Source organism: Pseudomonas sp. ICMP 3272 (genome assembly GCF_001466905.1).
GTDB lineage: Bacteria > Pseudomonadota > Gammaproteobacteria > Pseudomonadales > Pseudomonadaceae > Aquipseudomonas > Aquipseudomonas amygdali.
The window spans coordinates 38487-59610 of sequence record NZ_LKEK01000053.1 but is presented as its reverse complement, the minus strand read 5'-3'; the positions used below and the strand labels follow the sequence as shown (position 1 = coordinate 59610).

The 21124-nt window shown below is 56.9% G+C and carries 19 protein-coding genes; 11 read left to right on the top strand and 8 right to left on the bottom strand.

Going from position 1 to position 21124, the window contains the following annotated elements; all coding sequences use genetic code 11:
* The first annotated feature begins 58 nt into the window (after nt 1-58).
* Nucleotides 59-877, top strand: a complete 819-nt coding sequence (locus AO068_RS13695) for an alpha/beta fold hydrolase (RefSeq protein WP_058408713.1) — start codon at nt 59-61, stop codon at nt 875-877.
* A gap of 49 nt (nt 878-926) precedes the next feature.
* Here the strand turns inward: AO068_RS13695 and AO068_RS13690 are convergent, their stop codons facing one another.
* Nucleotides 927-1775: an ureidoglycolate lyase gene (locus tag AO068_RS13690; protein WP_058408629.1), complete on the bottom strand. Its 849-nt coding sequence runs from the start codon at nt 1773-1775 to the stop codon at nt 927-929.
* Between the two features lie 412 nt (nt 1776-2187).
* Between AO068_RS13690 and AO068_RS13685 the strand changes: the two genes are divergently transcribed.
* The 3 genes from AO068_RS13685 to AO068_RS13675 all read left to right on the top strand — a co-directional run bounded on the left by AO068_RS13685 (nt 2188) and on the right by AO068_RS13675 (nt 5599).
* Entirely contained in the window at nt 2188-4494 is a 2307-nt protein-coding gene (locus tag AO068_RS13685; protein WP_058408628.1) for a TonB-dependent receptor, read from the top strand.
* A 231-nt stretch (nt 4495-4725) separates the two neighbouring features.
* On the top strand, nt 4726-4965 hold the full coding sequence (locus AO068_RS13680; RefSeq protein ID WP_003317071.1) for a hypothetical protein: 240 nt from the start codon (nt 4726-4728) through the stop codon (nt 4963-4965).
* Nucleotides 4966-5047: 82 nt separating this feature from the next.
* Nucleotides 5048-5599 carry a hypothetical protein gene (locus AO068_RS13675; RefSeq protein ID WP_058408627.1) on the top strand — a complete coding sequence of 184 codons (552 nt, stop codon included), beginning with the start codon at nt 5048-5050 and terminating at the stop codon, nt 5597-5599.
* 42 nt (nt 5600-5641) lie between these two features.
* Here AO068_RS13675 and AO068_RS13670 read toward each other — a convergent pair whose 3' ends face one another.
* The 5 genes from AO068_RS13670 to AO068_RS13650 all read right to left on the bottom strand — a co-directional run bounded on the left by AO068_RS13670 (nt 5642) and on the right by AO068_RS13650 (nt 11984).
* On the bottom strand, nt 5642-6277 hold the full coding sequence (locus AO068_RS13670; RefSeq protein ID WP_058408626.1) for a hypothetical protein: 636 nt from the start codon (nt 6275-6277) through the stop codon (nt 5642-5644).
* Nucleotides 6278-6475: 198 nt separating this feature from the next.
* Nucleotides 6476-6787 carry a hypothetical protein gene (locus tag AO068_RS13665; protein ID WP_058408625.1) on the bottom strand — a complete coding sequence of 104 codons (312 nt, stop codon included), beginning with the start codon at nt 6785-6787 and terminating at the stop codon, nt 6476-6478.
* Between the two features lie 11 nt (nt 6788-6798).
* Nucleotides 6799-9708, bottom strand: coding sequence for a putative bifunctional diguanylate cyclase/phosphodiesterase (locus tag AO068_RS13660; protein ID WP_058408624.1), 2910 nt, complete (start codon nt 9706-9708; stop codon nt 6799-6801).
* A gap of 31 nt (nt 9709-9739) precedes the next feature.
* Complete coding sequence (locus AO068_RS13655) at nt 9740-10561, bottom strand: phosphate/phosphite/phosphonate ABC transporter substrate-binding protein (protein ID WP_058402678.1); 822 nt, start codon at nt 10559-10561, stop codon at nt 9740-9742.
* A 292-nt stretch (nt 10562-10853) separates the two neighbouring features.
* Entirely contained in the window at nt 10854-11984 is a 1131-nt protein-coding gene (locus AO068_RS13650; protein ID WP_005745972.1) for an ROK family transcriptional regulator, read from the bottom strand.
* 165 nt (nt 11985-12149) lie between these two features.
* On the opposite strand from AO068_RS13650, the gene AO068_RS13645 reads away from it, so the two are divergent.
* From AO068_RS13645 to AO068_RS13615, 7 genes are read left to right on the top strand one after another with little or no spacing between them, the layout of a single operon-like run.
* Complete coding sequence (locus AO068_RS13645) at nt 12150-13466, top strand: extracellular solute-binding protein (protein ID WP_004667316.1); 1317 nt, start codon at nt 12150-12152, stop codon at nt 13464-13466.
* Nucleotides 13463-14356 carry a carbohydrate ABC transporter permease gene (locus AO068_RS13640; protein ID WP_005745974.1) on the top strand — a complete coding sequence of 298 codons (894 nt, stop codon included), beginning with the start codon at nt 13463-13465 and terminating at the stop codon, nt 14354-14356. Before AO068_RS13645 ends, AO068_RS13640 begins: the two co-directional genes overlap by 4 nt.
* A complete protein-coding gene (locus AO068_RS13635; RefSeq protein WP_005782015.1) occupies nt 14353-15246 on the top strand; it encodes an ABC transporter permease subunit in 894 nt (297 codons plus the stop codon). The genes AO068_RS13640 and AO068_RS13635 overlap by 4 nt, the downstream gene beginning before the upstream one ends.
* Entirely contained in the window at nt 15243-16349 is a 1107-nt protein-coding gene (locus AO068_RS13630) for an ABC transporter ATP-binding protein (protein ID WP_058408623.1), read from the top strand. The genes AO068_RS13635 and AO068_RS13630 overlap by 4 nt, the downstream gene beginning before the upstream one ends.
* Before the next feature lie 6 nt (nt 16350-16355).
* A complete protein-coding gene (locus AO068_RS13625) occupies nt 16356-17117 on the top strand; it encodes a glycerophosphoryl diester phosphodiesterase (protein WP_058408622.1) in 762 nt (253 codons plus the stop codon).
* Nucleotides 17114-17857 carry an inositol monophosphatase family protein gene (locus tag AO068_RS13620; RefSeq protein WP_058408621.1) on the top strand — a complete coding sequence of 248 codons (744 nt, stop codon included), beginning with the start codon at nt 17114-17116 and terminating at the stop codon, nt 17855-17857. The genes AO068_RS13625 and AO068_RS13620 overlap by 4 nt, the downstream gene beginning before the upstream one ends.
* On the top strand, nt 17857-18969 hold the full coding sequence (locus AO068_RS13615) for an endo-1,4-beta-xylanase (protein WP_058408620.1): 1113 nt from the start codon (nt 17857-17859) through the stop codon (nt 18967-18969). The genes AO068_RS13620 and AO068_RS13615 overlap by 1 nt, the downstream gene beginning before the upstream one ends.
* A 129-nt stretch (nt 18970-19098) precedes the next feature.
* Here the strand turns inward: AO068_RS13615 and AO068_RS13610 are convergent, their stop codons facing one another.
* Both AO068_RS13610 and AO068_RS13605 read right to left on the bottom strand, forming a co-directional pair.
* Nucleotides 19099-19662: a single-stranded DNA-binding protein gene (locus AO068_RS13610; RefSeq protein ID WP_002555458.1), complete on the bottom strand. Its 564-nt coding sequence runs from the start codon at nt 19660-19662 to the stop codon at nt 19099-19101.
* A gap of 9 nt (nt 19663-19671) precedes the next feature.
* On the bottom strand, nt 19672-21066 hold the full coding sequence (locus AO068_RS13605) for an MFS transporter (protein WP_002555459.1): 1395 nt from the start codon (nt 21064-21066) through the stop codon (nt 19672-19674).
* Nucleotides 21067-21124 lie beyond the last annotated feature (58 nt).

Sequence of the window (21124 nt, the reverse complement as noted above, 5' to 3'; positions counted from 1 at the left end):
GCATGAGCCTGTGCGCCAAAGCGCTTGCCCGATCAACCCGACATTGAGAGGAATCTGCATGAGCACGTTCAACGCAAAAGATGGCACCGAGATCTATTACAAGGACTGGGGCGAGGGTAAGCCGGTACTGTTCAGCCACGGCTGGCCGCTGGATGCGGACATGTGGGAATACCAGATGGAATACCTCAGCAGCCGAGGCTATCGCACCATTGCCTTTGACCGCCGCGGCTTCGGTCGCTCCAGCCAGCCGTGGACCGGTTATGACTACGACACCTTCGCTGACGATATCGCCGAACTGATCGAACACCTCGATCTGCGCGAAGTGACGCTGGTGGGCTTCTCGATGGGCGGCGGCGATGTGACGCGCTATATCGCAAAATATGGTAGCGAGCGAGTTGCCAAACTGGCCTTGCTGGGCTCGGTCACACCGTTTTTCCTCAAGACTGACGACAATCCGGAAGGCGTCGACAAATCAGTGTTCGATGGCATCAAGGAGGGTCTGCTCAAGGACCGCGCGCAATTCATCAGTGATTTTGCCACGCCGTTCTACGGCCTGAACAAAGGCCAGAAGGTTTCCGAGGGCGTACAGGCCCAGACCTTGAACATCGCCCTGCTCGCCTCGCTCAAAGGCACGCTGGATTGCGTGACTGCATTCTCCGCAACCGACTTCCGCCCGGACATGGCGAAAATCGATGTGCCGACCCTGGTGATTCATGGCGATGGTGATCAGGTTGTGCCGTTCGAAGCATCAGGCAAGCGCGCCGCCGAGCTGATCAAGGGTGCCGAGTTGAAGGTCTATTCCGGCGCGCCGCACGGTTTTGCCGTGACCCATGCCGAGACACTCAACAAAGACCTGCTGACGTTTGTGCAGGGCTGATATTTTTGTGTAACAGGGAGCCGATTACCGACTCCCGGCAGGCAGCGAATCAGTCGGCCTGAACGGTCAGCTGATTCTGCTCGCCCAGCCCCGCAATCCCCAGGCGCATGCGTTGCCCTGCGCGCAGGAAGACCGGCTCTGGCTTGACGCCCAGGCCCACACCCGGCGGCGTACCCGTGGAGATGACATCACCCGGTTGCAGGCTCATGCAACGGCTCAGGTAGGCGATCAGTTGCGGCACGCTGAAAATCAGCGTGCGCGTATTGCCATTCTGATAACGATGACCGTCGACCTCCAGCCACAGGTCGAGCGAGTGAGGGTCGGCAACCTCGTCGCGGGTCACCAGCCAAGGGCCTATGGGGCCGAAGGTATCGAAGCCTTTACCCTTGTCCCAGGTTCCGCCGCGCTCAAGCTGCCACTCGCGCTCGGACACATCGTTGACCACGCAATAACCGGCAACGTGCTCCATGGCAACGGCTTCGTCGATATAACGCCCGCCCTTGCCGATGATCACGCCCAGCTCGACTTCCCAGTCAGTCTTGAGCGAACCGCGAGGAATTTCGACGTTATCATCCGGGCCGCAAATTGCGCTGGTCCACTTGTTGAATATGATGGGTTCCTTGGGCACTTCCATCCGCGATTCGGCTGCGTGGTCGGCGTAGTTCAGGCCTATGCAGATAAACTTGCCGACCTGCCCGACGCACGCCCCGATGCGCGGTCGGCCCGCAACCAGAGGCAGACTTTCGGGATCAAGCGCAGCCAGGCTGGCAAGGCCTGCCGGGCTCAACACCTCGCCAGCGATGTCCGTGACATGTGCGGACAGATCGCGGATCTGGTAGGCAGCATCAAGCAGGCCTGGCTTTTCCTGGCCCTTTTCACCGTAACGAAGCAATTTCATCGAGTTCTCCCGTTTCTGTCCAAGGTGCAAACCGCGGATTCAGAGGGTAACGCCCTGTTGCCCGGCCTTCGGAAATACGTATTCACGATCGGGCTGAACCCACTGAATCTGGACAGATAGCATCGCAACGGACGCCTTGCCTAATGAAATTTACGACCAACTGCCCAGCACGCCGGTTGGCATTGAGTGGCAGAAAAATCGGGATAACACGCCACTGGTCATAATTAATACACACAGTGAGTATTAATATCACCCCCAGTTCAAACGAGCCCTTTCGTTGAAACGAGCGCCCCTCGAAAACACGACGGACTCGTACGCCTTCAAGGGCCGGCTGAACTCATGTCAACGCTAATACGTCCTGCAGATTCCCCGTCGCAAGCGCGGCGCCCTGACGCCCCAGGAAAACCTTTTCATGAACAATCGATCGATACCGCGTGCTTCTCGATTCCCGATAACGCGCCTTGCGCTGCTGGTTTCATTGAATTCACTGTGCCTGATCAGCCCGTTCATTCAGGCCGACGACGATGTGCCCACCTCAGTGACGGCGCCCGCCAGCGACGACACCGCTGCCGTGACACTGGGCACGGTGTCGGTGATTGGCCAGGGCGAAACCCGGCAGGTGCAACGCGTCACGCAAAAGGACGTAAGCGCTTATTCCGCAGGTACCAGCCCGTTGAAAGTTCTGCAACGGCTACCGGGGGTCAACTTCCAGTCCGGCGACCCGCTGGGTCGTGAAGAAGGCAGCCAGCGCATCAGCCTGCGCGGTTTTGACATGCACCACCTGGGCTACACGCTGGACGGCGTCACGCTTGGCAACATGAGCTTCGGCAACTTCAACGGCCTGAGCATCACCCGGGCGATCATCGCGGAAAACATCGCTGCCAGCGAAGTGGCTCCAGGCATCGGGTCGCTGGGCACGGCATCGAACAGCGATCTGGGCGGCACCATCCAGTTCACCAGTTCCAATCCGGACAAGGAGTTCGGCGCGCGACTGTCACAGACCCTGGGCAGTTACGACACCTCGCGTACTTTCATGCGCGTCGACACGGGCGAATACAACGGTCTGTCCGCTTATGTGTCGGGAGAAAAGTACGACGCCGATGCCTGGAAAGGCCACGACAACCCGCAAAAATCCGACGCTGTGAACGCCAAGGTCAATTACAACTTCGGCGAAAACCGCGTGAGCTTTTTCCACAGCACCTCGTCTCACGACGAGGCCAATCTGCCCAGTCTGTCGAAGAGCATCATCCAGCGTCTGGGCTACAACTGGAGTTACTACACGCCAGACTGGACCCGCGCGGTCAATGCAGCCAACGGCATCTACACCGGCGGCGTAACCAGCGCAAGCGATGCGACCTACAACGCCAGCAGCCTGCGCGACGACGAACTGGACATCCTCAGCGGCAATTTCTCGCTGACCGATGATCTGGTGCTGGACGCCACGGCCTATCACCACCATGACTCGGGCCGGGGCAATTCGTATTATCCGTTCATCTTTACCAGCGGCTCGACCACTGTCCCCAGCAACTCGATTCGCAGCACGGTGTATGGCATTGATCGAACCGGCTTCCAGAGTTCGCTGACGTACTTCCTGGGCCAGCATGAAATTCAGGGCGGGTTCTGGATTCAATCGAACAAGAACGACATCGCCCGTTACCTGTTCGATACCACCAATGCGACGCCGCAAAACCACATCGTCAAAACCAATGGCCTGAGGCAAGCGGCTACGGTACTGGACCAGAGCTACAACGACCTGACCCGGCAGTTCTACCTGCGCGACACCTACACCCTGCTCGATGACCGCCTCAAGCTTGAGTTCGGCGCAAAGAATACCGTCACCACCTCCACTGCCGAAGGGAAAGGCGGCGGTTATGCCAGCGGCTCGCTGGAAGCACGGGACAGGTTTTTGCCGCAAGTGGGCGCGACCTACAAACTCAATGACAGCGATGAAGTGTTTACGTCTTATTCGGAAAACATGGCGGCCTTTCCGAGTGGCGGTTACAGCCCGTTCTTCACCACGCAGACTGCAGTGGATGCGCAGAACGGCTTCAAGGACCTCAAACCCGAAACATCGAAAACCGTTGAACTGGGCGTGCGCCGCAGCACAAAGCTGTACTCGGCATCCGCGGCGGTCTACAACACCAAATTCGACAATCGCCTGGTGGCCATCACCAACTGCACCGGCATCGTCATCTGCCAGAACGGCGTCGCCAACGTCGGCTCCGTCACCAGTCGGGGCCTGGAACTGTCATTCGGCCTGACGCCCGACGAGCACTGGCGCTGGTCCAACTCCATGTCCTACAACCACAGCACTTATGACGACGACTACGCCAGCGGCGGCAGCACCGTTCATGTGAAAGGCAAAACCGTCGTCGATACGCCCAAGCTGATGTATTCCAGCAACCTGGACTGGAATTGGGAGCACTGGAATGCCGGCATGCAGGGCAACTACATCAGCAAGCGCTATTACACTTACACCAACGACTCCAGTGTCAGCGGCTACTGGGTAGCGAACGCCAACCTCGGCTACGACTTCGGCAAACTCGGTGCCGTCAAAGACACCACCGTCTCGCTGAACATGGTCAACCTGTTCGACAAGCGTTACATCTCCACCCTCAACACCGACGCCAGCGCAGCGACCGACCCTGCGGGCAATTTGCAGATTCTGCAGGTGGGCACGCCACGCAGTGCGTTTGTGACACTGGGCGTGAAGCTTTGATTGATGCTGACTGAAAGCGGGCGAAGGATCGCCCCGATCGCCAATCATATTGAATGACGCCGCGTAACTTACGCCAGGGAGATGTATCCCAGTGGGAGCGAGTTTGTTCGCGAAGGCAATCTACATGTCTCTGCACAGCAGCGTGGGTTGCCAACCCCAATGGCGACGAATAGCGCACCGTGCTGCATACTCCCACGCACCTATAGCGCCTGACCTTCATCCGGACACCCCATGACACCCAACGCAGAACTCTATAACCCGTCCACCGAATACGCCGACAAGCTGATCTCGCGCATCGGCCAAACCCCTTCATGGATCGCCAAGCGCATCGGTGTGACCGACAAACGCATTCGCTACATCCTCGATGGGGAAAGGACCGTCAAAGGCGAGACCACGCCGATTCAGATGACCTATACCGAGCAGTTCGCACTGGAGTGCCTTGTGGCAGAGGCTATAGCGCTGAGGATGTAGGGCCCGCAGGCCATCAAGCATTGCCCTTGAATCTGAGGTTCCTGATAATCACGCCCTCACATAACTCAGGCAAGGAAATGCAGTGAAGGGAAATCTAGTATTGGTGGCGTTGCTTGCACTGTTGATGCAAGGCTGTGGCGTGACCATGACGCGTTACGAGCCCAGCTTCAATAACGTCCAGAAGCTCAAGCAAACACCTCCCCTTTTACCGATCCGTCAGACTCAAGTCAGCGCCGCGGCAGGTCAGAATTCACTGCAAGTGCGGGGTAATCCTGTCACATCCCCTAGCGGCAGCATCACGCAACACATCCAGGATGCCCTGACTGGTGAACTGGACCGCGCAGGTCTCATCGACCCGCAATCGCCGCGCCAGCTAAATGTGCTGGTTACGCAGAATGAACTGACCGCCGGCATGGGTACAGGCTCCGGCATAATCGCCGCGCGCTTCACCCTGCTTGACGGCGAGAAAGTTGAATATGACGCCACCAAGCAGGTCAGCAGTCAATGGAACAGCAGCTTTTTAGGTGCGATCGCTATCCCCAATGCTGCAAACGCCTACAACCCGTTAGTACGTGATTTGCTCAAGGCTTTATACAGCGACCCACTGTTTACTCAAGCGCTGAATCACAAATAAAAAAAGAGCCCATATGGGCTCTTTTTTTTGGGCGTGAGTTCATTACGCCTGTGGACCAGTACCCTTCAGCATTGAATACTTCAGATTCTGGCTATCCACCAACTGCTTGAGCAGTGAATTGACCTGGCGCGTAAATGTATCGGTCACAGCCTTCTGCGGTGTATTGGCCATCATCGGCACAAACCAGATACCCATCCAGGTATTGATTGCATCATGGTTACTGAGTGTTCTCAGCACCTTACCCTGGGAATCCTGCGCGTCCAGGCTCATGCTGTACTGATCGGTAGCCATCGTCGGAATAATAGTCAGGGTCAGGCCGCTGATAAACGCCATTACCAATTGGCCACCGCTTGGCGGATGGTTATAAACCTTGAGGTGCAGGCTGTAGTCGCCTGGCTGTTTCTTGAACTCATCAAGGGTCACTCGGCCAAACAAACCAGAGTCAGTCAGCGCTTTTTGCAGTTGGGGCTTGAGTGCATCCCGAGCTTGCGGCACTTCCAATGCGCCGGTGGTACCGGGTGTGCCCTGGTAGAAATCGAAGGCAACAAACACGTTGGGCTTATTCGCGTAGCTGGCCATCGAGGGCATGGTGACGGGCGCTACTTCATCCTTGGTAAAGCTGGCGCAACCGCTCAATACCAGCATTGCCGCAAGGCCCAGTGTCTTCAAGCGTTTCATTTACGATTTCCTTAGTCAATAACAGAACGTCTGTCCGAATCCATTCAAGAATTGCGGCCTTAACACTGCCTCATACAGCAGCGCCAGAAGCCACTATTGTGCCATCAACTAAAGATTCGTCAATAATCTTCAGGCTGGCGCAGGCGTGCCTGACGCCATAAGCGTGAATAGGTAATGACCAGCGATAGCCCGGTCAACTCAAACGCTACCCTCACGTTCGATAACCAGAATCCGTGCTTCTCCACAAGGATGCGCAACATGTTCACATCCATCCCCTGCGAAAAACACGTCGCCAACCTCCAATCTAACGATGTGTTCGATGCCTGACTCGCGATAATGCATATCCACCGTTCCATCGAGAACGGCGAAAACTTCCTCACCATCGTTGATATGCCACTTATATGGCTTATCGGTCCAGTGGAGGCGTACAGTGGTTCCACCCATATTAGCTATGTCGTCAGCGCCCCAAGCTTGAGTGGCGATGAAGTCTTTGCTACGAATAACTCTCATGGTCGCGGTTCTCAAGCAGGTATTTCCAACTCTCTCAGACTGCGTGACGATTTAATCATAGAAGCACACGCTTCACTGATGACAGGCTTACTAAAAAGATAACCCTGCATTTGATCGCAGCCATACGTCACGAGCAGCGCTAACTGGTCGACTGTTTCGACACCTTCTGCAATGACTTTAAGACCCAATTCGTGCGCCAATACGATGACCGCCCTGGTGATAGCGGCGTCTTCATGATTGCTCGTTATATCTTTTATGAACGCCCTGTCGATTTTGAGGGCGTCAAGAGGAAATCGCTTCAAGTAAGCCAAACTCGAATAGCCCGTTCCGAAATCATCGACCGAAAGGCTTATACCATACGATTTTATATCTCGAAGTATTTCAACCGCCGACTCGGGATCGATCATAAGCATCGACTCGGTCAATTCGAACTCTAAAAGAGCGGGGTTGATACCGTACCCTTCAACGATATGTTTGACGGTCTCCGCCAGGCCTTTTACCTGAAGCTGCCTGACGGACAGATTGATGGCGATCGGTACCTGCCTGATATTATTCTCTCCCCAGCTTTTTATGGTTTCACACACGTTGCGGATAATCCATTCGCCGACAGGAATAATCAGGCCAGTGTCTTCAAGAATAGGGATAAACTCAGCCGGAGAAACCATACCCTGCTCCGGGTGATTCCACCGCAACAAAGCCTCCAAACCACTTATCCTGCCATCGGTGAGGCTGACCTTTGGCTGAAAATGTAGAATAAACTCATCACGGTCAAGCGCACCCCGCAATAGCGTTTCAGTTTGCAAGCGCTTGACTAAACTTTCGTTCATCGTGGCCTTATAAAACTTATAATTATTACGGCCACTTTTTTTCGCATGGTACATGGCGGTATCCGCATTCTTCAGGATAACGCCAGTGTCTCGCCCATCAAACGGATAATTAGCGATGCCGACACTCGCTGAAACAAATACATCCTGACCGCCCAGATTGAATGGTTTCCCCAACGCTTCAACAACATGGGTCGCAAGGGTTTTTATAAGGCTTTCGGAATAAACATGATGGGTAACGACGATAGAAAACTCGTCGCCTCCCAGCCGCGCAACCACACTGTTTTCATCAATGCAGTCTTTCAAGCGTCGACCCGCCTGGATAAGCAATTGGTCGCCCACTGAATGCCCCATGGTGTCATTCACTGCTTTGAACCTGTCCAAATCGATGAATATGACACTGACTGCATCTGGCACTGACGTTTTCCGACTGATTATCTCGCGCAGATAATTGCTGAGAAACCAGCGATTAGGCAGATGGGTGAGCGAATCATTTTCGGCCAGATAGATTAGCTTTTTCTTGGCATCATACCGCTCAAGCGCGGCGGCCAACAGGTTAGCAAGTGTTTGAAGGTAGCTGACATCTTCACGTGTAAAGGAGTAGTCAGTGCTGGCATACACCCCAAGAACACCCTTGAAAACCTCCCTGCAGGATATCTCAATCTCTAGACCACTTCTAATACCGCAAGCCTCCACTGTTTCGTCCGGCAGCAGCGTGTACCTGTTATCAGGTGTATCAGAATTAATGACACACCCAGTGGAAGCAGCAGTACCGTTCAAAAAATCATTGTGATAACCACTGCGGACTTCCACGTGGTTCAAGCCAACCTCCGCGTTGAGGATGACCCCATGACTCACTCGATCAACGACTAATAAAGCCACCTTGCACAATGTTAATCCTTGCGCCGCGTTCAATGCTGCCAGTCCACCCAGCGCACTGACGTTTTCTTCTGTCAATGCCTGCTGACCAAACAAGGCAATAAGGTTTTGCCTTCTGGAGTTATCCAGAATCGCGACCTCAAACTCCTTTCGATCAGTAATATCGATATCGATGCAAATATATTTTTCAACGCCACCCATGTCATCGAGAATAGGTATTATGGTGCGTCGATGCCATGCATCCTTACCGGTACGACCCGAAAGCCTGAGCTCACCGTTCCACACCTCATTTTCAGGAGCCCATCGCCACGGTTCAGAAGTTGAAGAGATGCCGGTCCAGACTTCATCGATCGTCAACTCTAAAAGCTCGGCTCGCGAATGCTGTGAGCTTGTTACGAATCGTTCGTTAACGTAGGTGATACGTCCGGAGGCCGAAACTTCGCAAACGATTGAAACCTCGTCCAGGGCATTTTTATGCTGCACCAAGGTATTCATCAACGATTCGATACGCAGGCCAAAGTGATTGCGCATACTGGCGGCAGTGCGGTTTACCGCTTTTATAGCCTCCTGTATTTCCATGGGAGCATCAGCGACCAACATCGCTTCTGCTGCCACTGCACCTGAAGCAATTTCCGCCTCATAAGAGTGAAGTTTGCCCAGATGAGCAAGCGAACGCTTGATCATGAACCCCATCAACATCAAACTTATCAACAGAAAAAATACCGCAAACAATGTAGCCTGGATCACAAGACTATAGAGTTCGGCAGCAATTCTCTCGGCATTAAAAGACAAACGCATCACGCCATAATCTTTTCCGCCAATAGTGATCGGGCGATTGACATCGAATAATCTTGCAGCGACTTCAGACTCTATCCACGCAGGCGCTCTTCCAACAGGCGCACTGGCTGCCTCAAGGCGAATCACGCCACCCGACAGGTCAATAAACATGGCCGACTTGAACGGCGAGCGAGCCAGGGTTTTTTCGAGGGTTCTTTTGATGGTGTCGTAATCGCCGATGACGACACTTTCCTCAACCGCTTGCGCCGCAACCTCAATGAGCATGTTAGCGGTGTCTTGTATCTCTTCAATATGCTGAAGCAGCTGGTTTTTATAAAACAGTCCCAGCCCTGTCGTCAAAAAAGTCAGTATCAGAATGGATAACATCGCCAGTATTCGCGACGTCAGTGATTTGGGCAGCAGGCTTTTAAAGAAATTCATTAACAGCCTCTCCAGCTAAAGTTGAAATTATTTACTTAAGGTTTGCTGGCAAACTGTTATAAAAATCACGATAGGACGCATAATCCGCTTCCGTCGCAGGAATGAAGGTAATCGGTGCCGGTGCATGGACCAGCTCGGTCGCCTCACGAAGAACCCTGCTACCGTCGGGATCGTTTTGCATATTAAAAAATGCGTTGGCTACCGCATCACGTTCTTTTTTAGAAACCCGAGGGGATGCCATGAGGGCCAAATCATTGAACGAGGCTGAACTCCACAGTACGCGGAACGACTTCCCTTCTCTCTCCGTGTAGCCGCTTACCAGCTGTGAATTGGCTCCCATCGCCTGAGCCTTACCACTGAGGAGTTGGCTGAAAGCACCGTCCATATTCCCTGCAAACACAGTAGACGTGTTGATCCCTTTCTTGACCAACTCCGAGTTTGTGACTTTATAAGCGATGAACGCTTCCGGTCCCGGATACACGACTTCCTTGCCCTCTAGCTCTGAAAGGCTATGAATGGGCGAATCGGCAGGTACCACGATTTGCCCCACGATAGCAGGCGCGTCACGGCGACCAAACACCTTCCAGCCCATCTTGTCGCGTTCCGGGCTAAAAAGATGGTTGGTGAACGCGAAGTCAACTTCTTGCGCGAGCACATAACTTGTCGTATCAGAGGAGGTCCGCCCTAATTTCAGCGTGAGGTTCACGCCGCTTTTTTCGGACACATACTTTATGATTGGATTCCAAAAACCGGCTGAAAGATTAAGATTGTATTGATTGACAGGCGAAAAGTTGTAGACTTTCAGCTCTTCAGACGCGGCCATATTCGACAAGGCAAAAGACAGGGCGATCATTATAGCTTTGCAGCCTAGGCGTAAGTTCACTTGTCCACTCCACAAGTATAATAACTTCTTAGTCAACGGTGATGAGCGGCAACTTAAGCCCAGCCATCTAATATGATCGGCCGAGGCTCTTGAATCTTAAGCAAAGACCGCATGAAGAAATATTAATTGGCCAGCCAATGCACCTGCCTGCTGCATCCGCGCGATAGTCTCGAACTGGACAGGCCGAGGTGGCTTTTGCTGCATGACCATTGCCTCGGCCGCAACGTGCAGTACCCAGCAATGAGTTATTGTTGACGACAGATCAAACAAAAAACCGCTCTTTCAACGGCACCAGTGCCGCCCCGATAGCCGCCGCATCGCCATTGGTCTCACTCAGCAATAACTGAGGCCGAGGCGGTGGCGCGTTGTAGCGGTGGGCTCCCCAGAAAGTCGTTGCCGCAATCAGGCGTCTGCCCAGCTCTGGCGGTAATTGCCCGCCAAACACTACCGCCTGTGGATCGAACAGGCCCGCCAGTGCGTTAACCAGACGATCCAGGGTTGGTTTGACGCGTGCCAGCCAAGTGTCCACGCCGGGCCAGTCAGGGTCGAAGCGCAGGCGCAGGTCTTCGATTGAATCTACCTGTACGCCGTTCTGATGCAATTCATCCAGCAGGTAACGCAAGGCCGGACGGTTTATCGACTCTTCGTCGTTGTAGAGGGTGATCTCGCCCGCGTTGCCGTGGCTGCCGAAATACGGTTTGCCGTTGATCACCACGCCTGCGCCGAAACCGAAGTTGAACGACAGGTAGATGAAGTTGCTGGCCCAGGCCCCCACGCCCACCAGGCTTTCACCGATGGCCGCAGTGGTGGCGTTGTTTTCCAGCCAGACCGGCATGCCGAAGCGTTCTTCGAGTATCGGTTGCAAGTCAATCAATGACCAATCGCGCAGCGGTTCAGGTGCATTGATCTGGCGGTTCTCAAGAAAAAAACCGGCGATGGCGAAGCCCATGCCAATTACTCGTTGCGCCTCGATGCCATTGCGTTGAAGCATGCGTTCGATGGTCTGATCAAGCGAATCCAGCGTGCTGTTGCGGCTCAACGGCGGCGTACGCAAGGTGACCTGTTCCAGCACATTGCAGCCCAGATCGGCGATGCAGACCACTGCCGAATCGGTATTGATCGATACGCCGATGACATACACCGCCTCGTTGACCAGCTCAATGCGCGGGCTGGGCTGACCACGGCCGTTCTTCACTCGCTCGCCGCTGCGCAGCAGGCCTCGGCTGATCAGTTCTTCGATCAGGCGGTGCACCGACTGCTGAGCCAGGTCCATCTCGGTCGAAACCGTGGCGCGGGTGATCACACCTCGACGGCGAAGGATATCCAGCAATTTGCGTTCATTCAGGCTCAGCGGTTGGTGCGCATGAAGTGGCGTATCGAGGTCGAGGGGCATGGAATCTACAAATCAGGGGAGGATTAAAACAGTGGGCGTGTAAAGCAGTGTATCGCCCGCCACCCATTGCACACTTCCATCATGAAAATTTAATAAAAGTCGCGCAGGTCACAAATACTACACACAAGCTGTATTAAATGGCACTGAGTTCTTGTGGGTGTCCTCATGCCTTTCATCAGTAAGACGCTTTCCATGCTGGCGCTGCTGCCGTTCGCTGCTCAGGTCTTCGCCGCCCCCGCCGAGTTCTGGTATAGCCACGGCGGCGCGGCCGGAAGTGCCATCGCAGATTTGTGCAGAAGCTTCAATGCACAGCGTGAGGATGGGGATCGCCTGCACTGTATCCGCCAGGGCAGTTATGAGCAGACGCTGCAGAAGACCGTCGCAGCGTACCGCGCAGGCATAGGCCCGGCTCTGGTCGAAATTTACGACGTGGCCACGCCTGACATGCTACTGGGCGGTGCCACTCTGCCTGTCGAGGCCATCATGGCCGGTCATCAAAGGGCCTATTCCGACGACACCTTTCTGCCAGCCTTGCGCCGCTATTACTCCGATGATCACGGCGCTCTGGCGGCCCAGCCTTTTGCGGCGTCCACCGCCGTGCTCTACACGCACCGAAATGCCCTGGCCGCGGCAGGTATCAGCGAGCCCCCCGCCACTTGGGAAGCATTTGCTACAGCCTTGCGGGCCTTGAAGAAAAACGGCCACGCATGCCCTGTCGTCAGCGAATTTTCGCCGTGGATCTGGCTGGAGCAGACCAGTGCAGCGCAAGGCACCGAAGTTGCGGTTCGCGCCGCTGGCACCGAACGCTATCAGTTCGACAAAGGTGCCCACCTGCGCTTGATGAACGACCTGGCGCAATGGACCGCCGAAGGTCTGGTGGTGCACGAGGATTCGACCCGCAGCGGTCAACAGGCGCTGGCTTTCGCCACCGACGACTGCGCCATGCTGATCGACTCCACCGGTGCCTGGAATATCGTGCACAGCACGCTCAAATCCGATATCGATGTCACAGCACTGCCGATTTACGCCAACACCCAACGCCGTACCAACGCTCCCGGAGGTTCCTCGCTGTGGGTGATGCGTGGGCATGCCGCGCGGGATTACCGGCTGGTCTCGGAGTTTCTGGCGTTCGTACTGCAACCGGATAATCAGTTGGTGTTCAGTGCCCGGACCGGCTACCTGCCAGTTACTCAGGCGGCAGCGGCACGGTTGCAATCCGCAGGCAGAGAGCCGTCGGCCGTAATGGTCGGGCTTGCGGCACTTCACGACATTGACGGCCAGCCTTCTACGCCTTTGCGCTGCGGCTTTATCACGCTGATGCGTCTTGTTTGGTCGCAGGAAATGGAAAACGCGCTCGCCGGTCGCCAGAGCGTTGAACACGCCCTGCGTCAGACAACGCTGCGCGCCAACGAATTGCTCAGTCTGTTTCAGCAGATGCATCAGGCCCAGGCCAGCAACGAGTCAGACGGGGCAACGCCATGAAACCTCGGGCGCATTTTCCGCAACCGCGCCTGGCGCTGCTGTTTGCCCTGCCCCAATTGCTGGCACTCGGGTTGTTCTTTTATTGGCCTGCAGTCCAGGCAATCTGGTGGTCGTTTCATCTGGTGCCGCCCTTCGGCGGTAACGAAATCTTTGTCGGCCTGAGCAACTATTGGCGAGTGTTGAGAGACCCTGGCGTGCTCGCGTCGCTAGGCTCGACGCTGGTGTTCAGCCTGTCGAGCGTTGTGCTTTCGATCCTCATCGCACTGGTGCTTGCGCTGTGCCTTGAACTGAAACTGCGCGGCAACGCAGTGTTTCGCAACCTGCTGATCTGGCCCTACGCGGTATCGGGCGCCACCATCGGCATTGTCTTTCACGTGCTGGCCAATCCGGTGATGGGTATTTTCGCCTGGCTTAACGCGATTGCCCCCGGCACCTGGGCACCCTACGCCAGCCCGATGCAGAGCATGTTGTTGCTGATCGTGGCCTATGCCTGGTGCCTGGTGCCGTTCAACTTCGTGATGCTGGTCGCCAGCTTGAAATCCGTCCCCGATGACTACCTCGCCGCCGCCGCACTGGACGGGGCAGGCCCGTTGCGACGCATGCTCGACATACAGCTGCCGCTGATTGCGCCCTATCTGCTGTTCGTGTTTGTCATCGACCTGCTGGAAAGCCTGTCGAACAGCTTCGGACTGGTCGACACCCTCACACACGGCGGGCCCGGCGATACCACCAACGTACTGGCCTACAAGATTTACACCGACGGTTTCATGGGCCTGGATCTGGCAGGTTCGTCGACACTGTCAGTGCTTATGTTGCTGGCAGTTGTAGCGCTGAGCATCGCTCAGTTCAAACTCTTGTCCCGCTTCCAGCGCCGTGGGGTGAAAGCATGATCGAGCGTCACCGGCTGATCGACGCGGGCGCTTACCTGCTGCTGACGCTCGGGCTGGTGTTCGCCCTGGGGCCGCTGTACGTCGCAGTCTGCTCGGCAACGGTCAGCAACCCACAACTGTTCGCCCACGGCCTTGCGCTGATACCCGGCGACCAACTGCTGGAGAACCTGCAACAAGTCACCCGACGCCTCGACCTGCTGCGCTTGCTGGGCAATAGCCTGCTGGTCGCCACGCTGGTGGTGATCGGCAAGCTGACACTTTCGGCGCTGACGGCATTTGCCGTGGTGTACTTTCGCAGCCGCTACACCTCGGTGATCTTCTTTGCCGTGCTGGGCGCTCTGCTGCTGCCGCTGGAAGTACGCATCATCCCCACGTATGCGGTGGCCAGCGACCTGCTCGGACCGCTACGCAATCTGTTGCAATGGCTGGGCATCCAGTGGCTGCCGGTGCCGACCATCAACCTGCTCGACAGCTACACAGGGCTCGCCTTGCCGCTGATCGCCTCAGCCACCGGCACCTTTCTGTTCCGGCAGTTTTACCAGACGCTGCCCGCCGAACTGGTCGAGGCCGCCCGCATGGACGGTGCCGGGCCCTGGCGTTTTTTTGTCGACATTCTGCTGCCGCTGTCGAAGACCAACTTCGCGGCGCTCGGCACGCTGGTGTTCATCGGCGCGTGGAAAGACTACCTGTGGCCGCTGGTCGCGACCAATCGCGAGGACATGCGCACGCTGGTGCTGGGCGTCGCCAGCTTTCTGCCGACCGATGCAACCCAGGTCCCCGAATGGAACCTGCTGATGGCCGCCGCCGTGGTCAGCATGCTACCCCCCATCCTCGTCATTGCGCTCATGCAGCGATGGTTTGTCAAAGGTCTGATCGGAGTCGGTAAATGAACGCGCTCACCCCTATTGCCTGCGCGCCGGATATCGTCCTCAAGGGCCTGCACAAAACCTATGGCTCTGGGCACATCCTTCACGGGCTCGATCTGGTTTTCAAGGCGGGCGAGCTTAACGTCATCCTCGGCCCGTCCGGGTGTGGCAAGTCAACGTTGCTGCGCATGGTCGCCGGGCTGGAGGACGTCAGCCAAGGGCAGATTCTGATGGGTGGCCGCGACGTGACGCGCCTGCCGCCCAAGGAACGTGGCTGCGCCATGGTGTTTCAGAACTACGCGCTCTATCCGCACATGAGCGTCGCCGACAACATCGGTTACGCGCTGAAGCTGGCACGCATCTCACGCAAGGAGCGCGAACAGCGTATTCGCGAGTGTGCCAGTTCGCTGGGGCTGGAGGAGTTGCTGCAACGCAAGCCCGGAGAGCTTTCCGGCGGTCAGCGTCAGCGCGTTGCGATCGGTCGGGCGCTGATCCGCAAACCGCCGGTGCTGCTATTCGATGAACCGCTGTGCAATCTGGACAGCGCGCTGCGCCATGAAATGCGCCTGTTGATTCGTAACCTGCACCAGCAGACCGGTGCGACGATTCTGTATGTCACCCATGATCAGACCGAGGCCATGACCCTGGCTGAGCGTGTGGTGATTCTCAACAAGGGCCATGTCGAGCAGATCGGCACGCCCACCGACATCTACGATCAACCCGCCAGCATATTCGTCGCCAGCTTCATCGGCACCCCGCCCATGAACCTGCTGCCTGTGCACTGCCTGGACGACAATGTTCTGATACTGGCCGACGGGCAGCGCCTGCCCATCAAACTCGGCATTGCCAGCAACCGGACAGGCAAATGGCTGATGGGCCTGCGCCCCGAGACCGTCGTGCTCGGCCAGACAGGCGTCACCGCCACCGTTGAATCTTCGGAAAATCTCGGCAGCCACAGCCTGCTGTATTGCCAGTTGGCCGGAACACGCTGTGTTGTCAGCCTCGCCGAACGGCAGCATCTGATGCCCGGCACCCAGGTTCGACTCGCCATCCATCCCGTGCCCTTGCTGTTCGATATCGAGAGTGGCCAACGCCAGCTCGTTTCCTTCTCCCAAACCACCAAGTGACCCGCCATGCTCAAACCCGCGCCCCTCGTCCGCTCGTCCCTGATTGCCCATCGTGGTGCCAAGGCTTACGTACCGGAAAATACCCTGCTGGCCCTGGAGAAAGCCGCCGAGTGCGGCGCCGAGTGGGTCGAGATCGACGTGAAGCTGACCCGCGATGGCCAGCCTGTCGTGATTCACGACGACTTGCTGGACCGAACCACCAACGGGCGCGGCGCTGTCGTGCTTCACGAACTTGAGGCCATCCGCAAACTGGACGCAGGCAGCTGGTTCGCACCTGAATTCGCGGGCTTGCAGATCCCGACCTTCGAAGAGATCGTGGCATGCGCGCTGCGCCTCAACCTAGGTTTGCAGGTCGAACTCAAACCGACCATTGGCGACGATATCGAGACGGCGGAAGTGGTGATGCCAATCCTCAAAAGCCTGTGGCCCGCCGACAATGATCGGTTGTTCGTCTCCAGCTTTTCGGTGCGCTCGCTAACTGCCGCCCGCCGCTTGTGGAAGGACGTACCGCTGGCCATCGCCTGCGTGGTTGCGCCTGCTGACCCGGTCGCTTTGCTGGCCGAATATGACTGCCGAATACTTCACGTACTTGACGACATGCTCGATGACCATCACCTTGTTCGCCTGAAAAGCAGCGGCGTCGAATTCGCCGTGGCTACCATCAACAGCCCGAAGCGTGCGCATTACCTGCTGGAACACGGCGCGCAGTCGATTCTCAGTGATTACCCGGACTTGTTGAACCTGCCGAACGGAGGCTGTCTGCAATGAACAAACGACTCAGCGTCGCCATGCACGCCGTAGAACAGGCCACCGGCCTGGCCATGGCGTATTTCAACGACCGCCACACCCTCGACATCACCACCAAAAGCGCACAAGACCTCGTCTCCCGCGCCGACTTCGAAGTGGAGCAACTGCTCCGTGCAGAGCTGAGCAAACACTTCCCCGACGATGCAATTCTTGGCGAAGAAATGGGCGGCGAATTCATCACCGACGGCTGGGTTATCGACCCTATCGACGGCACCGGCAACTACCTGCGTGGCACACCGCTGTGGGGAATAGCAGTGGCGTACATGTCCGCAGGTGAACCCGAAATCGGCGTCGTCGCCTACCCGGCATTGGGCTACACCCTGGCAGCGCGCACGGGCGATGGCCTGCTGCGCAATGGCATCCCTTTCGTCCGCCCGCAACCGCCAGAGCATTTGCGTATTGCCGGCGTAGGCGAAAACACCCGATGGGACGCTGAAGAGTTGGGACGACTACAACTGACCTTGCGCCAACAAGGCTGGGGCCTGGCAGGCTATCGCTGCGCAACCATCGGCCTGGCGTTCGCCGCGCTGGGGCAAACGGATGGGTACATGGAGAAATTCACCAGCCTGTGGGACATCGCGGCAGGCGCAGTGATTTGTAGGGAGGCCGGATTGTTGTGCACGATTGAAGGCGAACAGAAACAAGGGTCAATGACCGTGATGGTCGGGCGTGAGGAGTTGATGGGGATCTTTGGTGCGTAATGCGCCGGGCTAGTCGACGCAGTTTTCTGACTGCGTTTGTCCGCCTGCTGGCGTGTATGCCCTTCGTCAACAGCAGGCTGCTGGCGGCAGAACCCTTTCCCGCATTGCGCCAGCCTGCAGCCGAGAAAGGTATTCGGTTCGGCTTTGCGATTGATCCGGCAAAGCTGAATGACGATGCGGCCTATCGGCAGCTGGTCGCCCGTCAGGCCAGCATCGTAGTGCCAGAAAACGCCTTGAAGTGGCAGACCGTCCACCCCGAGCCAGAGCGTTACAACTTCGCACCCGCCGACGCAATCGCGGCGTTTGCGAAAGCGCATGACCAGCGTATGCGCGGCCACACTTTCTGCTGGCATCGCTCTTTACCCGACTGGGTTCACCACACCGTCACCCCGACGAACGCCGAAGCGGTGCTGACGGCGCACATCAGTACCGTCGCCAGCCATTATCGTGGCCTTATCAGCGCATGGGACGTCGTCAACGAAGCCATCCAGCTGGAGGACGGCCAGCCTGACGGGCTGCGCAATTCATTCTGGTATCAGATGCTCGGGCCTCGCTATCTGGACATAGCCTTCAAGGCTGCGCACAAGGCCGACCCGGACGCCCTGCTCTGCTACAACGATTACGGCCTGGAAAAGGATGCCCATTACGGCGAAAGCAAACGCACTGCCGTGCTCGCCCTGCTGCGCGGGCTCAAGCAGCGGGGCATTCCGATACACGGCCTTGGCATTCAGTCCCACCTGCGTGCAGGCGACACATTTGGTCCGGGTCTTTCCCGCTTTATTCTTGCAGTGCGTGATATGGGGTTGTCGATCCATATCACGGAACTGGACGTCGACGACAGCCACTTGACGGGGTCTATCGCAGAGCGCGATGGATCAGTTGCAGCGACTTATAAGCGGTATCTCGACGAGGTGCTTGCCACGCGCTCGGTATCTACCGTTATTACGTGGGGTGTTTGGGACAGCCCGCATGTTGCAGGCGCCACGGCCAGCAACGGGCCGTTGGCACAACGGGCATTGGCGTTTGGCCCACGAGGTGAGGTGAAGCCGGCGAGCTGGGTGATCGCGCATTGTTTCGAAAACGCGCAAATGCAGAAGGATGCGCGGATTTAGGTGCTCAGCGGCTCCCACGGCAGCAGTGCAGCCAAAGTGGTTCAGCGCTTTTTGACGCCTGAAAACGACGAAGCCCCCGATAAACGGGGGCTCCGGTTCTGGACCTGAACAGCAGGTTCCAGCGATGTGCTAGAACGGAATATCATCATCAAAGCTATCGAAATCAGCAGCTGGCTGCGGCGCTTGTTGTTGCGGCGCCGGGCGCGAGTCGCGTTGTGGCGGCTGCTGGTTGTAGTTTTGCTGAGGTGCGGACTGCTGCGGCGCCGATTGCTGAGGGCGCGACTGCTGTGGACGCGGTGCGGACTGGTTGTAGTTGCCGCCGCCCTGACCTTGTTGGGAGTCGCCTTGTGGGCGGCCACCCAGCAGCTGCATGGTGCCCTGCATGTCGACGACGATTTCAGTGGTGTAGCGCTTGATGCCGTCTTTTTCCCACTCGCGGGTCTGCAGCTTGCCTTCGATGTACACCTGCGAACCCTTGCGCAGGTATTCGCCAGCGATTTCGGCGACTTTGCCGAACATCGATACACGGTGCCATTCGGTCTTTTCGACTTTCTGACCGCTCTGCTTGTCAGTCCATTGTTCGCTGGTTGCCAGACTCAGGTTGGTCACGGCGTTACCGTTAGGCAAGTAGCGAACTTCGGGATCCTGGCCGCATGTACCGACCAATATGACTTTGTTAACCCCACGGGCCATAACGTTCTCCTAGGCTTCGCACGCTTCTGACGCTGGATTGACCAGCTTTTCAAGAGAGGCGCGATCCAATAATTTTGTGTCGAGTTTTATGTAGATGGCCGCCTCTTCAGCAACCACCACTGCATCTGTCACGCCTGCTACGGACATCAAACGCTCTGCCAGGCCTGCTTCACGCTGCGCCTGCGGCGACAACGGCAGACGTAGGCTGGTCACGTAAGGCGGTTCTCGCATGGTCACTGCAAAGGCGAGCCAGACGGCGGCCATGGCTGCACCACCCAGGAACACCACATCGAGCCCACCGTGCTGGAACAACCAGCCGCCCAGTATCCCACCTGCGGCCGAACCAAGAAACTGGCTGGTGGAATAAACTCCCATTGCCGTGCCTTTTCCGCCGGCCGGTGAAACCTTGCTGATCAGCGACGGCAACGACGCTTCCAGCAGGTTGAACGCGGTGAAGAATACCACTGTCCCGATGACCAGTGCCCGCAACGTGTCGCCGTATGCCCAGAAGAATAGCTCAGCCAGCATTAAAACTGTGACGGCGCCCAGCAGAACGCGCTTCATTTGACGTTTCTTCTCGCCGTAGATGATGAACGGGATCATCGCGAAGAAGGAAACCAGCAAGGCGGTCAGGTAGACCCACCAGTGCTCTTCCTTGGGCAAACCGGCTTTTTCGACCAGCGCCAGCGGCAAGGCCACGAAGCTGGACATGAGCATCGCATGCAACACGAAGATACCCAAATCCAGGCGTAGCAGGTCGGGATGACGCAAAGTTGCCCCAAGGGCCTGTCTGGCAACGCCGGATTCGCGGTGCATCAACGGGCCATTGGCCTTGGGCACCACAAACGCGACGATCAGAAGCCCCAGCAAGGCCATACCGCCTGTGGCCAGGAACAATCCCGAAAGACCGAACATACCGGTGATCACCGGGCCGACCACCATGGCGATGGCGAACGACAGACCGATGGTCATGCCTATCATGGCCATGGCCTTGGTGCGATGCTGTTCGCGGGTCAGGTCAGAGAGCAAGGCCATGACCGCGGCGGAAATCGCACCGGCACCCTGCAGGATGCGCCCGGCGATGATTCCCCAGATCGAATCGGCATTTGCCGCCACCACGCTGCCAATCGCAAAAATGATCAGGCCGAGATAAATAACCGGTCGCCGTCCGATACGGTCGGAAATGATCCCGAACGGAATCTGCAGCACAGCCTGGGTCAGGCCATAAGCGCCAATCGCCAGACCGATCAGTGCAGGGCTCGCGCCCGCCAGGTCCATGCCGTAGGTTGCCAGAACCGGCAAAACCATGAACATGCCAAGCATGCGGAACGCGAACACCAGGGCCAGACCGCCTGCTGCGCGGGTCTCGCCGCTACTCATACGCTCGCTGTGGGTATCGTGCATGGAATAACCTCGTGTGAACCGGCGGCGATTCTACCAGTCCCATCGTTGTACAGCACAT

What these genes read in the sequence shown, in the direction of transcription:
- AO068_RS13695 (WP_058408713.1), top strand. Translation starts at nt 59, where the DNA reads ATGAGCACGTTCAACGCAAAAGATGGCACCGAGATCTATTACAAGGAC.
- AO068_RS13690 (WP_058408629.1), bottom strand. Translation starts at nt 1,775, where the DNA reads ATGAAATTGCTTCGTTACGGTGAAAAGGGCCAGGAAAAGCCAGGCCTG.
- AO068_RS13685 (WP_058408628.1), top strand. Translation starts at nt 2,188, where the DNA reads ATGAACAATCGATCGATACCGCGTGCTTCTCGATTCCCGATAACGCGC.
- AO068_RS13680 (WP_003317071.1), top strand. Translation starts at nt 4,726, where the DNA reads ATGACACCCAACGCAGAACTCTATAACCCGTCCACCGAATACGCCGAC.
- AO068_RS13670 (WP_058408626.1), bottom strand. Translation starts at nt 6,277, where the DNA reads ATGAAACGCTTGAAGACACTGGGCCTTGCGGCAATGCTGGTATTGAGC.
- AO068_RS13665 (WP_058408625.1), bottom strand. Translation starts at nt 6,787, where the DNA reads ATGAGAGTTATTCGTAGCAAAGACTTCATCGCCACTCAAGCTTGGGGC.
- AO068_RS13660 (WP_058408624.1), bottom strand. Translation starts at nt 9,708, where the DNA reads ATGAATTTCTTTAAAAGCCTGCTGCCCAAATCACTGACGTCGCGAATA.
- AO068_RS13655 (WP_058402678.1), bottom strand. Translation starts at nt 10,561, where the DNA reads ATGATCGCCCTGTCTTTTGCCTTGTCGAATATGGCCGCGTCTGAAGAG.
- AO068_RS13650 (WP_005745972.1), bottom strand. Translation starts at nt 11,984, where the DNA reads ATGCCCCTCGACCTCGATACGCCACTTCATGCGCACCAACCGCTGAGC.
- AO068_RS13645 (WP_004667316.1), top strand. Translation starts at nt 12,150, where the DNA reads ATGCCTTTCATCAGTAAGACGCTTTCCATGCTGGCGCTGCTGCCGTTC.
- AO068_RS13640 (WP_005745974.1), top strand. Translation starts at nt 13,463, where the DNA reads ATGAAACCTCGGGCGCATTTTCCGCAACCGCGCCTGGCGCTGCTGTTT.
- AO068_RS13635 (WP_005782015.1), top strand. Translation starts at nt 14,353, where the DNA reads ATGATCGAGCGTCACCGGCTGATCGACGCGGGCGCTTACCTGCTGCTG.
- AO068_RS13630 (WP_058408623.1), top strand. Translation starts at nt 15,243, where the DNA reads ATGAACGCGCTCACCCCTATTGCCTGCGCGCCGGATATCGTCCTCAAG.
- AO068_RS13625 (WP_058408622.1), top strand. Translation starts at nt 16,356, where the DNA reads ATGCTCAAACCCGCGCCCCTCGTCCGCTCGTCCCTGATTGCCCATCGT.
- AO068_RS13620 (WP_058408621.1), top strand. Translation starts at nt 17,114, where the DNA reads ATGAACAAACGACTCAGCGTCGCCATGCACGCCGTAGAACAGGCCACC.
- AO068_RS13615 (WP_058408620.1), top strand. Translation starts at nt 17,857, where the DNA reads ATGCGCCGGGCTAGTCGACGCAGTTTTCTGACTGCGTTTGTCCGCCTG.
- AO068_RS13610 (WP_002555458.1), bottom strand. Translation starts at nt 19,662, where the DNA reads ATGGCCCGTGGGGTTAACAAAGTCATATTGGTCGGTACATGCGGCCAG.
- AO068_RS13605 (WP_002555459.1), bottom strand. Translation starts at nt 21,066, where the DNA reads ATGCACGATACCCACAGCGAGCGTATGAGTAGCGGCGAGACCCGCGCA.